The sequence below is a fragment of the Flavobacterium sp. GCM10023249 genome, from assembly GCF_042653365.1.
Lineage (GTDB): Bacteria > Bacteroidota > Bacteroidia > Flavobacteriales > Flavobacteriaceae > Flavobacterium.
Genome location: NZ_JBHSHZ010000006.1, coordinates 700,470 through 716,681 on the forward strand (window position 1 = coordinate 700,470; position 16,212 = coordinate 716,681).

Genomic DNA, 16,212 nt, shown 5'->3' on the forward strand with positions numbered 1-16,212 from the left:
GCTGAGCAATCGGCCTCTTTACATATCTAGGTTTTTGAACAATTTCAAATGTTTTAAAAGCGATACTAAAAATTTAAAAAAAACCAACACACCATGAAAAACAAACTAATTAAAAAGTATAGCCAACTAGTAATAATTGGTTGTATGTCGTTTTTTTCTACTGTTGTGAATGCACAGTTTAATTCGGATGCACCATGGATGAATGAAGCGTCTACAAAAGCAAAAGGAAAAGAATTGACTATGGATGAAATAGTAGCTTCTTTTGATGCGTATTGGCTAACACACGACAAAAACAAAAAAGGATCGGGTTACAAACCGTTCATGCGCTGGGAGTACTATTGGAGAAATAATACACACCCTAACGGAACTTTAATCACACCTTCGGAAACTTGGAACGCTTGGAAAAATAAAAAGAATGCCAAAAAAAGAAGCACCAATTCCATAACTGCTAAAGTAACAAATTGGCAACCAGTGGGACCATTTTCACATACAATTACAGGATCATGGTCTGCCGGACAAGGAAGAGTCAATGTAGTCTATGTCGATCCTAATAATTCCAATATTATATATGTAGGAACACCTGCCGGAGGGATTTGGAAAACGACCAATGCCGGAACCAATTGGACTCCACTATCGGATGAATTACCACAAATTGGAGTGTCAGGAATTGTGACCGATCCTACCAATTCCAACATCATTTACATTGCTACCGGGGATAAAGATGCAGGTGATACTTATTCAATTGGAGTGCTAAAATCAACAGATGGAGGAACAACATGGAATACTACCGGATTGTCTTTCTCAAATACTTCCACCAGAGCTGCAGATATTTTTATCCATCCTACCAATCCAAGCATCCTATGGGTGGCAACCAGTGCAGGGGTATATAAAACTTCCAATGCAGGGGTTTCTTGGACCAATGTATTAAGCGGAAATATTAAAGATATTAAAATAAAACCGGGTGATCCAAATACGGTGTATGCCGTTACAACTTCAACGTTTTATAAATCAATAGATGCGGGCTCAACATTTACTGCCGTTACTTCTGGATTACCAGCAAGTTCCGGACGATTAGCCATTGATGTGACGCCCGCAAATTCCGCCTATGTATATGTATTAAGCGCAACAACAGGAAATGGTTTCCAAGGATTGTACCGCTCTACAAACAGTGGAACATCATTCACTAAAACAGCTTCAACCACCGATATTTTCGAATCTACTCAAGCATGGTACGATATGGCATTGGCCGTTTCTAGAACCAATGCCGATTTGGTCTTTACAGGTTGTTTGAACGTTTGGAAAAGCACGAACGGAGGAACTTCTTTCACAAAAGTGAACAGCTGGAGTTCGCCAACTTCTGCAACATATACACATGCAGATATTCATTTCTTAAGATATTATGGTGATAAGCTATACTGCGGAAGCGATGGTGGTATCTATGTTTCTTCCAACAATGGAACCTCTTTCAGTAGCCTAACTACCGGTTTGCAAATCGGACAATTCTATAAAATCGCCGTGTCCAAACAATCCTCAGGAAATATGGTTGGTGGATTACAGGATAACGGAGGGTATGCTTATAGCGGTAGCCAGTGGAAAAATTATTATGGCGCCGATGGAATGGATACTGGAGTAGATCCCAATAACAGCAGTAAATACTACGGTTTTATCCAATCGGGTTCGAATTTGTATGTAACAACTAACGGTGGGAATAGCTTGACTTCAACCATTACCGGTCCTGGTACTGGAAACTGGGTAACACCGTTGGCTATAAACGCAGCCGGAGATGTTTTCGGAGGGTATACCAAAGTCTACAAACTAAACGGAACTTCTTGGATTGGCAGTACAACCACTTTCGCCAGTAATGTGGAAAATGTAATTATCGATCCGTCAAACGACAATATTATGTATGTTTCTGACGCAGCCAAATTGTATAAAAGTACCGATAAGGGAGTTAACTTTACCTTATTGTATACTTTCCCAACAACAGTAAAAGACATCCGTGTTCATTCTACCAATGGCACTATCATTTATGCAATTACGCAAGGAACCGGAGGTTTGGTATATAAATCAACCGATTCTGGTGTTACGTTTACAAGTATAAATACCGGATTACCGTCTATTGGTAAAAATGTAATTGTGCATCAGGCAAATAATCCGTTAAATCCTTTATATGTTGGTACTTCATTAGGAGTATACTACAGAGACGATAGCTTGACGGCTTGGGAACCTTTTGATACAAATTTACCGAATGTACCGGTAACCGATTTGGAAATCAATTATGTCGACAACAATATTACAGCTGCAACATACGGTCGTGGTGTTTGGAGAACGACTATTGCAACAAGTACAGATACTCAGGTTCCATCTACACCAACTAATTTAGCAGCCTCAGGAACCACATCTTCGTCAACAAACTTGACTTGGACTGCTTCAACTGATAATGTTGGGGTTACCGGATATAATATCTACAACGGAGCAACATTGATCACAACTTCCGCATCGAATAGCGCTACAGTTTCCGGATTGGCAGCTTCAACGAATTATTCTTTTTCTGTTAGAGCGAGAGATGCTGCAGGAAATGTATCAGCATCTAGTAATGCGGTTGCCGTGACAACTTCTCCTATAACGATTACCTATTGTGCTACTAAAGGAAACAGTGTGGCCGATGAGTTCATCGATTATGTAGCCATCGGTGGAATAGCTAATTCGACTGGAGCTAACGCCGGATATGCTAATTTTACCAACTTGGTAGGTAATCTACCTTACGGATCCAACACCATTACCTACAGTGCCGGTTTTACAGCCTCAGCGTATACCGAATTCTGGGCAGTGTGGATTGATTATAATAAAAACGGTACTTTCGAATCAACAGAGCAAGTGGCTTCTGGTTCATCGTCGAGCAGTGGAAATCTATCCAGTACGTTCACTGTGCCTACCACAGCTTTGGCCGGAACTACAAGAATGAGGGTTTCTATGAAATACAACGCAGCACCAACGTCTTGCGAAACGTTCTCGTATGGAGAAGTGGAAGATTATACCGTGAATATTGGCGCAGCAGCACCGGTAGTACCAATTAGTGCAACTGCAATCGCTAATGAAGAGAATATTTTCGATTTTGATATGTATCCGAACCCTGTGGAAAGTATATTGAATGTTGCTATGGTAGATAACCGTAAGGTGTCGTTTGCAATCTACAATCTGAACGGTCAACAAATCAAAACCGGAAAAGTAGCTCAAAAAGAAATTAATGTGTCCGACTTGGCTTCAGGATTGTATATTTTAGAAGTTAATGACGGCCAAAAAACAATCAGTAAAAAGTTTACCAAAAAGTAAATCGGTATAACGAATACAGAAACAGAAGAGAGGTTGAGCAATCAGCCTCTTTTTTTATAAAATAAATCATAGCTTTGCATAATAATTTGGGCGTGCCCCTTATCCCGTTTTACAAACGCAATAAGGGTCGGGCTGTTCGCGCTACACGGTAGCTTGCTTCCATCCCTCACGCGGCTTAACACAGAAAAAATGTCCTATCCGAAAGTTATTTTAAAATCAGGTAAAGAAAAATCCATTCAACGTCGCCACCCATGGGTGTTCAGCGGAGCCGTTTATGGTGTAACACAAGAAGTGAATGACGGTGAAATGGTCGATGTGGTCGATTCCAATAACAATCATTTGGGTACAGGCTATTTCAGTGATAAAGGAAGTATCGTAGTACGTATCTTAACTTTTGCCAAAGAAACATTTTCAGAAAACTTCTGGAACGATAAATTGCAATCGGCTTGGGAATTACGCACGAAATTATTGGATTTGGAAGTAACCAATGCGTTCCGTGTAATTCACGGAGAAGGCGATGGAATTCCGGGTTTAATCATCGATTATTACGATAAAAACTGGGTACTGCAAGCACACTCTTCGGGTATTTATTTCCAAATTGAGAAAATAGCAGAAGCCATAAAGCATAATTTTGCTACCAATTGTGATACGATTTATTGTAAAAGCAGTGGTACGTTACCCAATACGGGTAAAGACTTTTTCTTACATGGCGATAAAGCTGAAACCGTAGCTAAAGAAAATAATATTCTATTTGCTGTTAACTGGGTTGAAGGCCAAAAAACGGGCTTCTTCCTGGATCAAAGAGACAATCGTAAATTGTTAGGAGAATACGCGAAAGGCAAAAAAGTATTGAATACCTTCTGTTATACGGGTGGTTTCTCTATTTATGCCATGAGCGCCGGTGCCGAGTTGGTCACTTCCGTGGATATTTCCCAAAAAGCAGTCGATTTGGCCGACAAAAATATGCAACTGAATTTCCCGGATTCCAATCATAATCCTGTCGCTTCCGATGTATTCGAATTCATGAAAGCACACACACAACAGTACGATGTAATTGTATTGGATCCGCCGGCTTTCGCTAAAAGCATCAAAAGCAAACATACCGCTACACAAGCATACAAACGGTTGAATATTGCCGGATTGAAAGCATTGGCGCCAAAAGGTATTCTGTTTACTTTTTCTTGTTCTCAGGTGATTGACGATGTATTGTTCTACAACACGGTTGCCGCAGCGGCTATCGAAACCGGAAGAAACATCAGAGTATTACACAAACTTTCACAAGGTCCGGATCACCCAACCAACATTTACCATCCGGAAGGACATTATCTAAAAGGTTTGGTTTTATACGTAGAGTAGAATTACTGAAATGATTTTTAAGCAAAAGTTTTCAAATTATAATGTTTTATCTACGGGTGTAGATGGAGGACATTGCTATATTTCAACTGAAATTAAATACAAAGGATTAACAAGAACAATAGTAGTGTTTTTTGAAAATAAATTAGACGAAAAAGCGCTATTGGCTAATGAAGAGATTTTGGTAAGAGGTAATTTAATTGACGATGGTTTGCAACAATCATTAACTCTAAAAAATACTATAATTATTCGTTAAATAAAAAAACCCGCTTCATCATTGAAGCGGGTTTTCTATTTTCTTTACTCTTTATTCTATTGTCTTAAAAACTATAAATTAGCAAAGAAATCATTGCCTTTGTCATCGGTGATGATGAACGCAGGGAAATCTTTCACTTCAATTTTACGAACGGCTTCCATACCTAACTCTTCAAAGTCAACCACTTCAACTGATAAAATGTTTTCTTTGGCTAAAATAGCTGCTGGACCACCAATAGAACCTAAATAGAATCCTCCATAAGTAGCACAGGCATTGGTCACTTCTTTAGTACGGTTTCCTTTTGCTAACATGACCATACTTCCTCCGGCTGCTTGGAATTCGTTCACATAAACGTCCATTCTTCCCGCAGTAGTCGGCCCAAAACTTCCCGATGGCATACCGTCTGGGGTTTTGGCTGGTCCGGCATAATACACCGGGTGATTTTTAAAGTAGTCCGGCATCGGTTTTCCGGCGTCTAATAATTCTTTGATTTTAGCGTGAGCAATGTCTCTAGCAACAATCAATGTTCCGTTAAGTTTCAAACGGGTTTTGATCGGATACTTCGACAACTCAGCCAATATTTCTTGCATTGGTTTGTTCAAATCAATCTCCACTGCAGGTTCCAAATGCGGTGCGGTTTCTGGTAAAAATTGTTTCGGATTGGTTTCCAATTGTTCCAAAAAGATACCGTCTTTGGTAATTTTTCCTTTGATATTTCGATCGGCAGAACACGATACTCCCATTCCAACCGGGCACGAAGCAGCATGACGCGGCAAACGAATCACTCGAACATCGTGGGTTAAATATTTTCCTCCAAACTGCGCACCAATATGACTTTCTTGACAAATTTGTTGTACTCTGGCTTCCCATTCTAAATCACGAAACGCCTGTCCTGACATGTTTCCAGAAGTAGGTAGGTTGTCATAATAACCGGCAGAGGCTTTTTTTACAGTAGCTAAATTCGCTTCTGCAGAAGTACCACCAATTACAATAGCCAAATGGTAGGGAGGACATGCCGAAGTTCCTAAATCCATGATTTTTTCACGGATGAATTCTTCTGTCGATTTCTCGTTCAATAAGGACTTTGTCTTTTGGTATAAGAAAGTCTTATTTGCCGATCCACCACCTTTGGTCAAGAATAAAAATTCGTAAGAATCTCCTTTTTTAGCATAAATGTCAATTTGCGCCGGAAGATTCGATCCCGAGTTTTTCTCTTCAAACATAGAGATAGGAACAATCTGTGAATAACGAAGATTTTTGTTTTGGAACGTATTGAAAATCCCTTTCGATAACCATTCACCATCATCTACACCAGTATACACATTTTCTCCCTTTTTTGCCATCACGATTGCAGTTCCTGTATCTTGACAAGAAGGCAATTCTCCATCAACGGCTACCACTGCATTCTGCAATAAGTTGTATGCCACGAAACGATCGTTGTCTGTAGCTTCGGGATCATCAATAATATTTTTTAGCTTTTGTAAGTGTTTTGAACGAAGCATGAAAGAAACATCATTCATCGCTTCCTGCGCCAATAATTCCAAACCTTTTGGATCTACGGTTAAAATTTCACGGTCGCCTAATTGTTCTGTTTTTACATAATCAGAAGTTAATTTTTTGTACTGCGTATCGTCCTTTAAAATAGGATACGGGTCTTGGTATATAAAGTCCATGAAGTTATTTTTTGATGCGTAAAGATAGCAATAATTACGAAAAAAGCCGATCAGAAATCGGCTTTGAAATTTTTATGGTTTCGGAGTGGTTACCAGTTTTTTTACTAAATCAGACTGTCCGAACAGCATTTTTTCCAGTAATGGTTTTAAGCTGTCTGGGAAGGAAACCCACGGATTGGTTCCTAAATACAATTCTTTTAAAACTACCAAATTGTTCATTTCCTCTGGAAGTGTTTTCAATTGGTTTTCATCCAAATCGACTATTTTCAATTGAACCAAATTCCCAATAGAATTCGGAACTTTACGAATCAAGTTCTTTTCCACATTCAAGGTTTGTAAATTGGTCAGATTCCCAATTTCATTCGGAAGTACACTAATTCTGTTTTGGTTAACCATTAGGGTTGTTAAGTTAGGTAACGCGCCAATCTCTATCGGAAGGATTTCAATTTTATTATTACCTGCATTGATTACTTTTAAATTTCTGCAGTTCTCGAAACCGGGAAAAATAGCTCTGATGGTATTGGTAGAAAAATTGATTTCAGTCAAATTAACCAATCCACTCATTTCGGCAGGAAGATCACTAATGCGGTTATTGCTCACATCCAGTTTTCTTAATTTGGTCAACTTTGCAATGGAAGTTGAAATGTATTCCATTTTATTGCGACTCAATTCCAGTTTTTCAAGATTTGGAAGTTTACAGATTTCAATCGGAAAACGCTGAATCTGATTGTTGTTCAAATACAACTCCTTCAACTTGGTCATTTTACTGATCTCAATCGGTAAGGAAACGATTTGATTGTTTCTCAAATACAACTTCTCTACATTGACAAATCGAGCAATTTCAGGCGGAACCTTGGTTAGTTGTTTGTTCGAAAGGTCTAAGATTTTTACTTTCTGAGGGTTCTCAGCATTGATATCACTCTCAATACCTACTTCTTCTTCTTGTGCGGAAGCGGCAATTGGGAGTAGAAAAAACAAGGCCAATAAGGCTAAAATAGATTTTTTCATATTCATAAATTTGGGCGCTATAAAAATAATCATTTTGCTCAAAATCAATCTATAAAATTGTTTTTTTAAGATTAAATTATTGTAAACATCCTAAACTACTTACAGGATTAAAAAAACAAACTGGCCACTAATATGGCTGTGATAACACAAATCAAATCTACCAGTAACATCATCCCTAAAGTATATCGGGTGTTTTTAATATTAACCGATCCAAAATAAACGGCAATCACATAAAAGGTGGTTTCTGCACTACATTGGAAGATACAAGCCAAACGTCCAGTGAAGGAATCCGGGCCGAAATTACGCATCGCATCAATCATAAATCCTCTGGAACCTCCCGAACTAAAAGGACGCAACATGGCTACAGGCAACGAATCGGTGATTTGTTTGCTCACACCAATGTTCGAAAAGACAAACGAAATACCATTACTGATAATTTCAAATAAACCACTGTTTCTAAAGAAGGAAATGGCAACTAACATTCCCATTACGTATGGAAAAATCTTTACTCCGGTAGTCAATCCGTTTTTAGCTCCTTCTACAAAAGTGTCGAATATGGTCGTGTCTTTTTCTGTAAATTTCGCTTCGTTCTTGAAAGCAAATACCAACGTAAAACCAATAATCGTAACCAACATCAATCCGGAAAGATTCCCGGTGAAATAATTTTTACCGATTAAATCCATACGGTTGATATAGAATAACAAACCGGCAATTCCCGCTATAACTGTCGTAATGGCAACAACTAATGAAGCGCTTTTGAAATTGATTCGTTGTTTGATACCCACCAGAATAAATGCAGCAATCGTACCTACAAAAGAGGTAATAATACAAGGTAACATCACATCCGCAGGATTGGAAGCGTTTTCAGCAGCACGGTAACCAATAATAGAAGTTGGAATCAAGGTCAATCCTGCCGCATGCAAACACATAAACATAATCTGTGCATCACTCGCTTTGTCTTTCTCCGGATTGATTTCCTGCAAACTCTCCATGGCTTTCAAACCGAATGGCGTTGCAGCCGAATCCAACCCCAAAAAGTTAGCCGCAAAATTCAACGTCATATAGGAAATCGATTCGTGATTCTTCGGAACGGTTGGAAAGACTTTAGAAAAAACCGGACTCAACTTCTTCGCTAATTTTTCGGAAGCGCCAGAAATAATGAGTAATTCCATCAAGCCGCAAAAGAAAGCCAAATACGCAATCAACGGAATAATCAAATCTGTCAAACTGTTTTTACAGGTAGGTAATAATCCATCCGATTTTTGAACACCACTGTATACTTTTACAGTCTGGTTTTTATACACATAGGTAGTATCAGCATTAACAGTATCACGATTAACAACCATAGTCATATCAGGCGCTTTTTCAATACTGTCGGCAATAAATTTCGGCACTTGTTTTAAGTATTGCTCTGAAACTAAAATAGGTTCATCCTTTTTGCCATTCAATACGTAATCGATCGAATAACTGTTTCCGGTAAACAAACTTACCACCACAAATAGAATAGATGAAATAAAAATAACGAGCCAAAATCTGCTTAAAACCATAAAGTGTATTTTTTGTAAAGATATTTATTTTTTTATTCGCAATGTGATTTCCATAAGGATTGCCTTACACATGAATAATTTCTTCCTCAATCAATAAATCTTCCCTGCGCAAACGAAGCAGGATTTGTGCCACAGCAATCACATCTTTTTCGCAATAGGTGACTATACGGTCAATGTTTTTGTCTGCATAATAAACCTGTGCTACTTCACTGCCGTCAATATCATCCTTCGGGGAAGGAATGCCCAAAACATTAGTCAGTAATTTCAATGAGGTGTAATGTTTGAAATCCCCGAATTTCCATAATTCCAAGGTGTCCAAATGGGGTACTTCCCAAGGTTTCTTCCCAAATAAATTCAGCTTTTGCGGTATCGGAAGTCCATGAATAATCATACGTCTGGCGATAAATGGAAAGTCGAATTCCTTGGCATTGTGTCCGCATAAAATATGTTGGGGCTGACTGAAATGATTGTTCAGTACATTAGAGAAGTCTTTCAGTATCTTGACTTCTTCACCGAAAAAGGAAGTAACTCTAAAGTGCCTGATATCTCCTTTGAACGTAAAATAGCCTACCGAAATACAAACTATTTTTCCAAACTCGGCCCAAATCCCGGCACGGTCATAAAACTCCTCCGGAGTAAAATCGTCTTTGCGTTGGTATTTGGTTTTAAGATCAAAAAGTTCTTGCTTGGTATCGTCTAAGTCTGAAAAGGATTCCGTTTCAGGAACGGTTTCAATATCTAAAAAGAGGATGTTTTCGAGCTGGATTTTGTCTAACATGATATGATGATTTTGGCGTTGATGTTACGAATGTAATAAATAGAAAGGTGTAAAACCGATTTAAGATTTTGATAATACGAAGGGGGTATTTCCTAATTCGATTACTAATTCACTTTCATCTAGTTTGATGATAACAAGTTTTGCCTTTTTGCCGGTTTTCGAAACAGTATTAATGATATTGGAATTGTCTGCATCAAAACTCCATTGGGCTGCCTCTGATTTTCCCATTAAGGTAAGGATCATTTCACTTTCTTTAAAATCCAGACTAAAGCCTTTAAACATCATTTCAGTCATTGCTAAGTTTTCCTCCTCTTGTTTTTCTTTTTCATAAATTTCCTTATAAGTCCATTTGCCAATTATAGCCTTTTTTTCCTGGGCTAAACTGGATAAGGAAAAGAACAAAATACAAATAGTTACAATGATGTTTTTCATGATATTGATTTAGTTATTGAATAATTTAAAATAAACTTTGCTGTTGCGACGGACTTTCATGTTCCAACAACCATTTCTTACGCCACAATCCTCCGGCATAACCGGTTAGCGATCCGTCACTGCCAATCACTCGGTGACATGGCACTACAATCCATAACGGATTTTTACCATTGGCCGATGCCACAGCTCGGATGGCTTTCACATCACCTAATTTCTTGGATAAGTCCATATAGGAAGTGGTCTTGCCAAAGGGTATAGTAAGTAATTCCTGCCATACTCTCTGTTGAAATTCGGTGCCTTGTGGATTGAGTGCGAAAGTGAATTCGGTACGTTTGCCTTCAAAATAATCCTGTAGCTGCGTAACGGCTTCTTGAAGTACTGCAGGAATGGTTTTGCTTTCGTTCCCCTCGGATGATACCGACTCGAGAGCAACGCTCGAACTGGCGCAGCAAATCACCGCAATGCCGTTCTCGTCTCCTTCTATTTTTGTAATGCCCAATGGCGATTGTATATACGCAGTTTCCATCGCATAAAAGTAAAACATTTAAATAAAAAAAGCCATCCGGGGATGACTTGATTTTTGTTTTATTTTGCAAAACTGAGCATATACGCTTCTAACGCTTTTAACTCTTCTTCAGGTAAATTCTTAGTGATTGCAAAGTTGGTTTTCATCGTTGCATACTGACTCGGATCAACAATCGGTTCGCTTTTTTCCTTCAGGAATTCAGTAATGCTTCCGCCTTTTTCTTTGTAAATTTTGGCAATGTCCTGTATCGAAGGTCCAACTGTTTTTACTTCTGGTTTATGACAAGTATAACAAACACCTTTTCCTTCAAATATTTCTTGTCCTAATGCCTCCGGTTGTACTTTCGTTGTTGTCGTTAGGTCTTCATCGGTTTTCCCAAACTGCTCTTGGCTTTCTTTTTTACACGATAAAAAACTGAAAACAAGTAGGGTAAATAGTAATTTCTTCATTATTTCTGATTCAATAAAATAGCAGCTTCTTTAGCAAAATAGGTAGAGATTAAACTGGCACCGGCACGCTTGATACACATCAATTGTTCCATCATGATTTTATCATGGTCCAACCAACCTCTTTCAGACGCTGCTTTAATCATGGCATATTCTCCGGATACATGAAATACTGTTACCGGAACATTCACCGCATTTTTGACTTCTCGAACAATGTCCAAGTAGGCAATCCCGGGTTTTACCATAACCATATCGGCACCTTCTTCCACATCCATAACGGCTTCTCTAATGGCTTCAATACGGTTGGCATAATCCATTTGATAGGTTTTTTTGTCTTTCGGAACGGCAATTTCAGCTTCTTTTGGCGCACTGTCCAAAGCATCACGGAAAGGACCGTAAAAGGCAGAGGCATATTTCGCCGAATAACTCATGATGCCTACATGATGAAATCCTGCAGCATCCAATCCTTCACGCAAACGCAAAACACGACCGTCCATCATATCACTCGGTGCTACAAAATCAGCTCCGGCCTGCGCATGTGAAACCGCCATTTTAACTAAGGCTTCTACTGTAGCATCATTGGCAACATCTCCGTTTTCAATAATTCCATCATGACCATAAATCGAATACGGATCCAATGCCACATCGGGCATCACAATCATCTCAGGACAAGCCGCTTTGATGGCACGAATGGCTTGTTGCATCAATCCGTTCGGATTCCACGCTTCTTTTCCGGTATTGTCTTTCAAATCGTCATTGACTTTCACATAAATATTAACCGCTCGAATTCCTAAGGAAAATAATTCTTGCACTTCAGCTACGGTCAAATCAATCGATCGTCTATAAATGCCTGGCATCGAAGGAATAGCAACGGAAACATTTTCGCCTTCGGCAATGAACATGGGAAACATAAAATCGGCAGGACTTAAACTGGTTTCGCGCACTAAACTTCGTATCGATTCATTCACGCGCAATCTTCTGCCTCGGTGTAATGGAAACATAATGTGATATTCAATTATTGAGGGTGTAAAGGTACGGAATTCGGGTTAATATCTTTCTCTTTACAAATGATGACTATATGTTAATTATATCTTATTTTTGCACCATGAAAAAATGGACTTTATTAAGTATTTTCTTCCTTCTGACCAGTTGTTTTGAAATCACCGAAAAAATCAAACACAATAAAGACCAATCGGGTGATTATACACTGATTGTTGATTTTTCCAATTCGTGGCTCAAAATGAAATCGGCAATTATGCTGGAAGAAGTCGACGGTGTTAGCATTCCCAATGAAGAGGAAATCAAAGCGAAATTGGCACAATTCAAATCGGATGCACTTAAAATAAAAGGGGTTTCTAATGTCTCAACCTCCCACGATTTTAGCAGTTATATTTTTAAAATCAATTTTTCCTACAGCTCGGTTGAGGTGCTCAATAAAGTGCTCAATAACATGAATAAAAAAAATAACCTGGTGCACTTCAGGGAAAATGATGGTAAATTTGAACGTATAGCCTCCTATCCATTACCGAAAAGTCTAACGAAGAACGACGATAAGAAAGAAGATTTACTCAAGGCGCATATTACTGCGGTGTATACTTTCGATAAAGAAGTAGCCAATAGTCAAAATCCCAATAGTAAACTGTCAAAATCCAAAAAAACAGTGTTTTTAAAACAGAATATATGGAATGTTTTAAATAACAATAAACTGATGAACAATTCCATAAGCTTCACAAATTAATTTATGAAAAAGTATTTCTATTTATTTTTAATGCTACCTGTATTGGCTTTTGCACAGGTACAAAAACAAAATCATGACTATTTTGTTCAATTCAACATGCCGCAATTGGATAAAAAAGTAAACATTGATAGTATCTTAAATCACAAGGCTTTAAAAGGTTTCAGTCAGGAAAGTGCTAAGGTGAAACTAAACGATTTTATGTCGTTTGTTGACAAGACGAAACCGGTTACCATTCACGGAAATTACACCGATAGTATTCCGTACTACCAAATTTCATTGCCACTTCGCAATAACAAAGGGTTGAAGCAGTTCATTCAGAATCAAATCGATCAAGACAAAGCAAACGATACTATCGTAGAAACCATAAAAAGTTTCCCAAAATACGAATTGTATTCTCCTAAAAAGAACAATTATACGCTGGCATGGAACAATGAACATCTCGTTTTGTTCGGTCTATTGGATAAAAAAAACTACGAAGCATACGCTGCTGACAGTGTCGCAGTAATTGATTCAGCAGCTGCTGTGGTAGATACAGCATATGCAGTAATTGAGGAAACTGCTCCAATTGTAGTGGATGAACCGGCAGTAATTGAGGAATTGAAACCTATAACCGAATTAGAACCTGCAAATGATGATGAGGAAGGGGAGTCCGGTGAGGCCGATCTTTACAATGAAGACTATTACCGAAATCTTGAAGAGGAAAATAGAAAGGAACGCGAAAGAGAACGTTTGGAAAAACAAGCGGAACAGGAAGCTCAATTGGCACTCTTGTTCGAAAATGGTTTTACGTTGCCGGTTTCAGCTAAAATCAATACCAAAGCAGATATCTCGGCGTGGGTCAATTATACCAGCTTAATGGGTAAATTCAATGCGTTATCCTACTTATACCGCTATATGCCGAACGTTAATAGCTACAATGCAACACACTCCATCAAAGGAATGAACTGTGACTTTTATTTTGAAAATGACAAAGCCAGAATGGAACAATCAGTTGAATATTCTGAACCTTTGGCCAAAATTGTTGCGAAAGTAATTGCAAGAAAACCCAACAAAACAATCTTTAAGTATTTTCCAAATGAGGCGCCACTAGCCTTTATGTCGTACCATGTGAGTACGGAAGAAGTGCTTAAAAGTTACCCGAAATTAACAGAGCAAGCGCTGGCAAGCTTACCAATGGAACAACAAGACTTAGATATTATTACCGACTTGTTTAGCACCATTATCGATGAAAAAGCTGCAGCTACAATTTTTGACGGTGACGTTTCCATGTTCCTGCACAACATGACACCTTACACTAAAAATATAACCGAGACTACCTACAACGAAGACTATGAAGAGGTGTTGGAAGAAAAAACAATCACGAAAACAAAACCGATTTTTTCTATACTTTTAACTTCTTCGCACCCAACATTGGTGAATAAATTATTGGATCTTGGAGTACGAAAAAAAGGTTTGGAAAAAGTAGGGAATGATTACGTAATCACTAAAACTTCTGAGGAATTCGGACCAATTGTCTTACTGAAAGACGGTGATGTTTTCGTGATCACCAACGGATTGAATTATTTGGTAAATCCTACCAAATCCGGTTTTGCTGTCAATACCAAAAAAGAAATCGCTAAAAATTACTTTGTCGGAAATTTGGATGTGAGTGCATTCATAAGAAGCCTAGTGAAAGCAAATCCATCTGAAAAAGATGCGGATAAAATGATGAGATTCGCCAATCAATTCAAAAATTTACAAGTCAAATCGGCTAAAAAACTGAAAGAGAATACCATGAAATTAGAAGCAGAATTCAATGCTACTAACAATTCGAAAAATGTTATTCTGCAGTCTTTGGATTTATTCAGCTACTTGAAGTAAAAGAAGTTACAACCTACCTTTAACAAGGATTTCCAATGAGCCCGATACTATTTCGGGCTCTTTTTTTGTAAGTTACGGTTGCATTAATATCGCCTCAAAGTATATAGTAATAAGTGAACTGTATATGACGTATATATGACGTATATATGGCGTATATATGGCGTATATATGGCGTGTATATATCGTATATATGTCGTGTGTATCTAGCACATGAATTGCTCTTGAGTGAAGAAGGAGCAGTGTATAATCGCTTTTCACCTTTAACTATAAACGACAAACCATAAACGATAATCAACTCCTGACCATAAAAAAAGCCCCAAATAGGGGCAGTTTGAATCTGTTTTTATTTTTTAAACCCAAGCTTTTGGGTTGGCTAAGACTTGAATTAATCGCTCTTCTTCACTTCCTTTTTCAGGATGATGGTCATATACCCATTGTACATGGGGCGGTAAACTCATTAGTATGGATTCCATTCTTCCATTGGTTTTTAACCCAAATAAGGTGCCTTTATCATGTACCAAATTGAATTCCACATAACGTCCTCTACGAATCTCCTGCCAAGTGCGCTGCGCTGAGGTATAAGGCAAGTCTTTTCGCTTCTCGACAATTGGTAAATACGCTTCAAGGAAACTATTGCCTACCTCGGTAACAAACTGATACCAATCTTCCATAGACATAGTTTCGGTTGCTTTGCAATGATCAAAGAATAAACCGCCAATACCGCGGGCTTCATCACGATGCGCATTCCAAAAGTACTCGTCACATTGTTGTTTAAACTTCGGATAAAACTCCGGATTGTGCTTGTCGCAAGCTGTTTTACACGTCTGATGAAAATGACGGGCATCTTCCTCAAACAAATAATACGGCGTCAAATCTTGTCCGCCACCAAACCAGGAATTGAGTAATGTTCCTTCTTTATCATACATTTCAAAATAGCGCCAATTGGCATGAACTGTAGGAACCATAGGGTTTTTCGGATGGATAACCAAACTCAGTCCGCAGGCAAAAAAATCAACCTCGCCCACATTGAAATAGGTCTGCATGGCTTTAGGTAAAGCGCCATGTACCGCAGAAATATTTACTCCGCCCTTTTCGAATACTTGACCGTTTTCAATAACACGGGTTCTTCCACCTCCACCTTCGGGACGCTCCCACAAATCCTGACGGAATCGGGCAACACCATCCATAGCTTCCAATCCTTTGCAAATTTGATCTTGCAGTGTTTCTATGTAGTGATAAAATTTAGTTTTCATCTATTCTGT

The 16,212-nt window shown here is 38.5% G+C and carries 14 protein-coding genes; 5 read left to right on the forward strand and 9 right to left on the reverse strand.

What is annotated here, in order from left to right; translation table 11 throughout:
• Positions 1-93: 93 nt before the first annotated feature.
• The 3 genes from ACFO7M_RS04655 (at position 94) to ACFO7M_RS04665 (ending at position 4,942) form a co-directional block, all read left to right on the forward strand.
• A complete protein-coding gene (locus tag ACFO7M_RS04655) occupies positions 94-3,333 on the forward strand; it encodes a GEVED domain-containing protein (RefSeq protein WP_379734301.1) in 3,240 nt (1,079 codons plus the stop codon).
• Between the two features lie 189 nt (positions 3,334-3,522).
• Positions 3,523-4,689 carry a class I SAM-dependent rRNA methyltransferase gene (locus ACFO7M_RS04660; RefSeq protein WP_379734303.1) on the forward strand — a complete coding sequence of 389 codons (1,167 nt, stop codon included), beginning with the start codon at positions 3,523-3,525 and terminating at the stop codon, positions 4,687-4,689.
• A gap of 10 nt (positions 4,690-4,699) precedes the next feature.
• Positions 4,700-4,942 (forward strand): hypothetical protein, encoded by a 243-nt coding sequence (locus ACFO7M_RS04665; protein ID WP_379734305.1) that lies wholly within the window; start codon positions 4,700-4,702, stop codon positions 4,940-4,942.
• Positions 4,943-5,013: 71 nt separating this feature from the next.
• Here ACFO7M_RS04665 and ACFO7M_RS04670 read toward each other — a convergent pair whose 3' ends face one another.
• The 8 genes from ACFO7M_RS04670 to hemB form a co-directional block, all read right to left on the reverse strand.
• A complete protein-coding gene (locus ACFO7M_RS04670; RefSeq protein ID WP_379717595.1) occupies positions 5,014-6,615 on the reverse strand; it encodes a fumarate hydratase in 1,602 nt (533 codons plus the stop codon).
• Between the two features lie 72 nt (positions 6,616-6,687).
• Entirely contained in the window at positions 6,688-7,623 is a 936-nt protein-coding gene (locus ACFO7M_RS04675; RefSeq protein WP_379717593.1) for a leucine-rich repeat domain-containing protein, read from the reverse strand.
• Positions 7,624-7,730: 107 nt separating this feature from the next.
• Positions 7,731-9,170, reverse strand: a complete 1,440-nt coding sequence (locus ACFO7M_RS04680) for a nucleoside recognition domain-containing protein (RefSeq protein WP_379734307.1) — start codon at positions 9,168-9,170, stop codon at positions 7,731-7,733.
• A 64-nt stretch (positions 9,171-9,234) separates the two neighbouring features.
• The gene (locus ACFO7M_RS04685; protein WP_379734309.1) at positions 9,235-9,948 is read right to left on the reverse strand and encodes a 3'-5' exonuclease; all 714 of its coding nucleotides are present in this window, start codon (positions 9,946-9,948) and stop codon (positions 9,235-9,237) included.
• A gap of 60 nt (positions 9,949-10,008) precedes the next feature.
• Positions 10,009-10,380 (reverse strand): hypothetical protein, encoded by a 372-nt coding sequence (locus tag ACFO7M_RS04690; RefSeq protein ID WP_379717587.1) that lies wholly within the window; start codon positions 10,378-10,380, stop codon positions 10,009-10,011.
• Positions 10,381-10,405: 25 nt separating this feature from the next.
• Positions 10,406-10,906 carry a methylated-DNA--[protein]-cysteine S-methyltransferase gene (locus ACFO7M_RS04695; protein WP_379717585.1) on the reverse strand — a complete coding sequence of 167 codons (501 nt, stop codon included), beginning with the start codon at positions 10,904-10,906 and terminating at the stop codon, positions 10,406-10,408.
• 59 nt (positions 10,907-10,965) lie between these two features.
• Positions 10,966-11,355 (reverse strand): c-type cytochrome, encoded by a 390-nt coding sequence (locus ACFO7M_RS04700; RefSeq protein ID WP_379717583.1) that lies wholly within the window; start codon positions 11,353-11,355, stop codon positions 10,966-10,968.
• Positions 11,355-12,353 carry a porphobilinogen synthase gene (hemB, locus tag ACFO7M_RS04705; protein WP_379734311.1) on the reverse strand — a complete coding sequence of 333 codons (999 nt, stop codon included), beginning with the start codon at positions 12,351-12,353 and terminating at the stop codon, positions 11,355-11,357. Before hemB ends, ACFO7M_RS04700 begins: the two co-directional genes overlap by 1 nt.
• Before the next feature lie 104 nt (positions 12,354-12,457).
• On the opposite strand from hemB, the gene ACFO7M_RS04710 reads away from it, so the two are divergent.
• The gene (locus ACFO7M_RS04710) at positions 12,458-13,090 is read left to right on the forward strand and encodes a hypothetical protein (protein WP_379734313.1); all 633 of its coding nucleotides are present in this window, start codon (positions 12,458-12,460) and stop codon (positions 13,088-13,090) included.
• Positions 13,091-13,093: 3 nt separating this feature from the next.
• Positions 13,094-14,950, forward strand: a complete 1,857-nt coding sequence (locus ACFO7M_RS04715; protein WP_379734315.1) for a hypothetical protein — start codon at positions 13,094-13,096, stop codon at positions 14,948-14,950.
• A gap of 350 nt (positions 14,951-15,300) precedes the next feature.
• Here ACFO7M_RS04715 and hemF read toward each other — a convergent pair whose 3' ends face one another.
• Positions 15,301-16,203, reverse strand: a complete 903-nt coding sequence (gene hemF, locus ACFO7M_RS04720; protein ID WP_379717575.1) for an oxygen-dependent coproporphyrinogen oxidase — start codon at positions 16,201-16,203, stop codon at positions 15,301-15,303.
• Between the last annotated feature and the right edge of the window lie 9 nt (positions 16,204-16,212).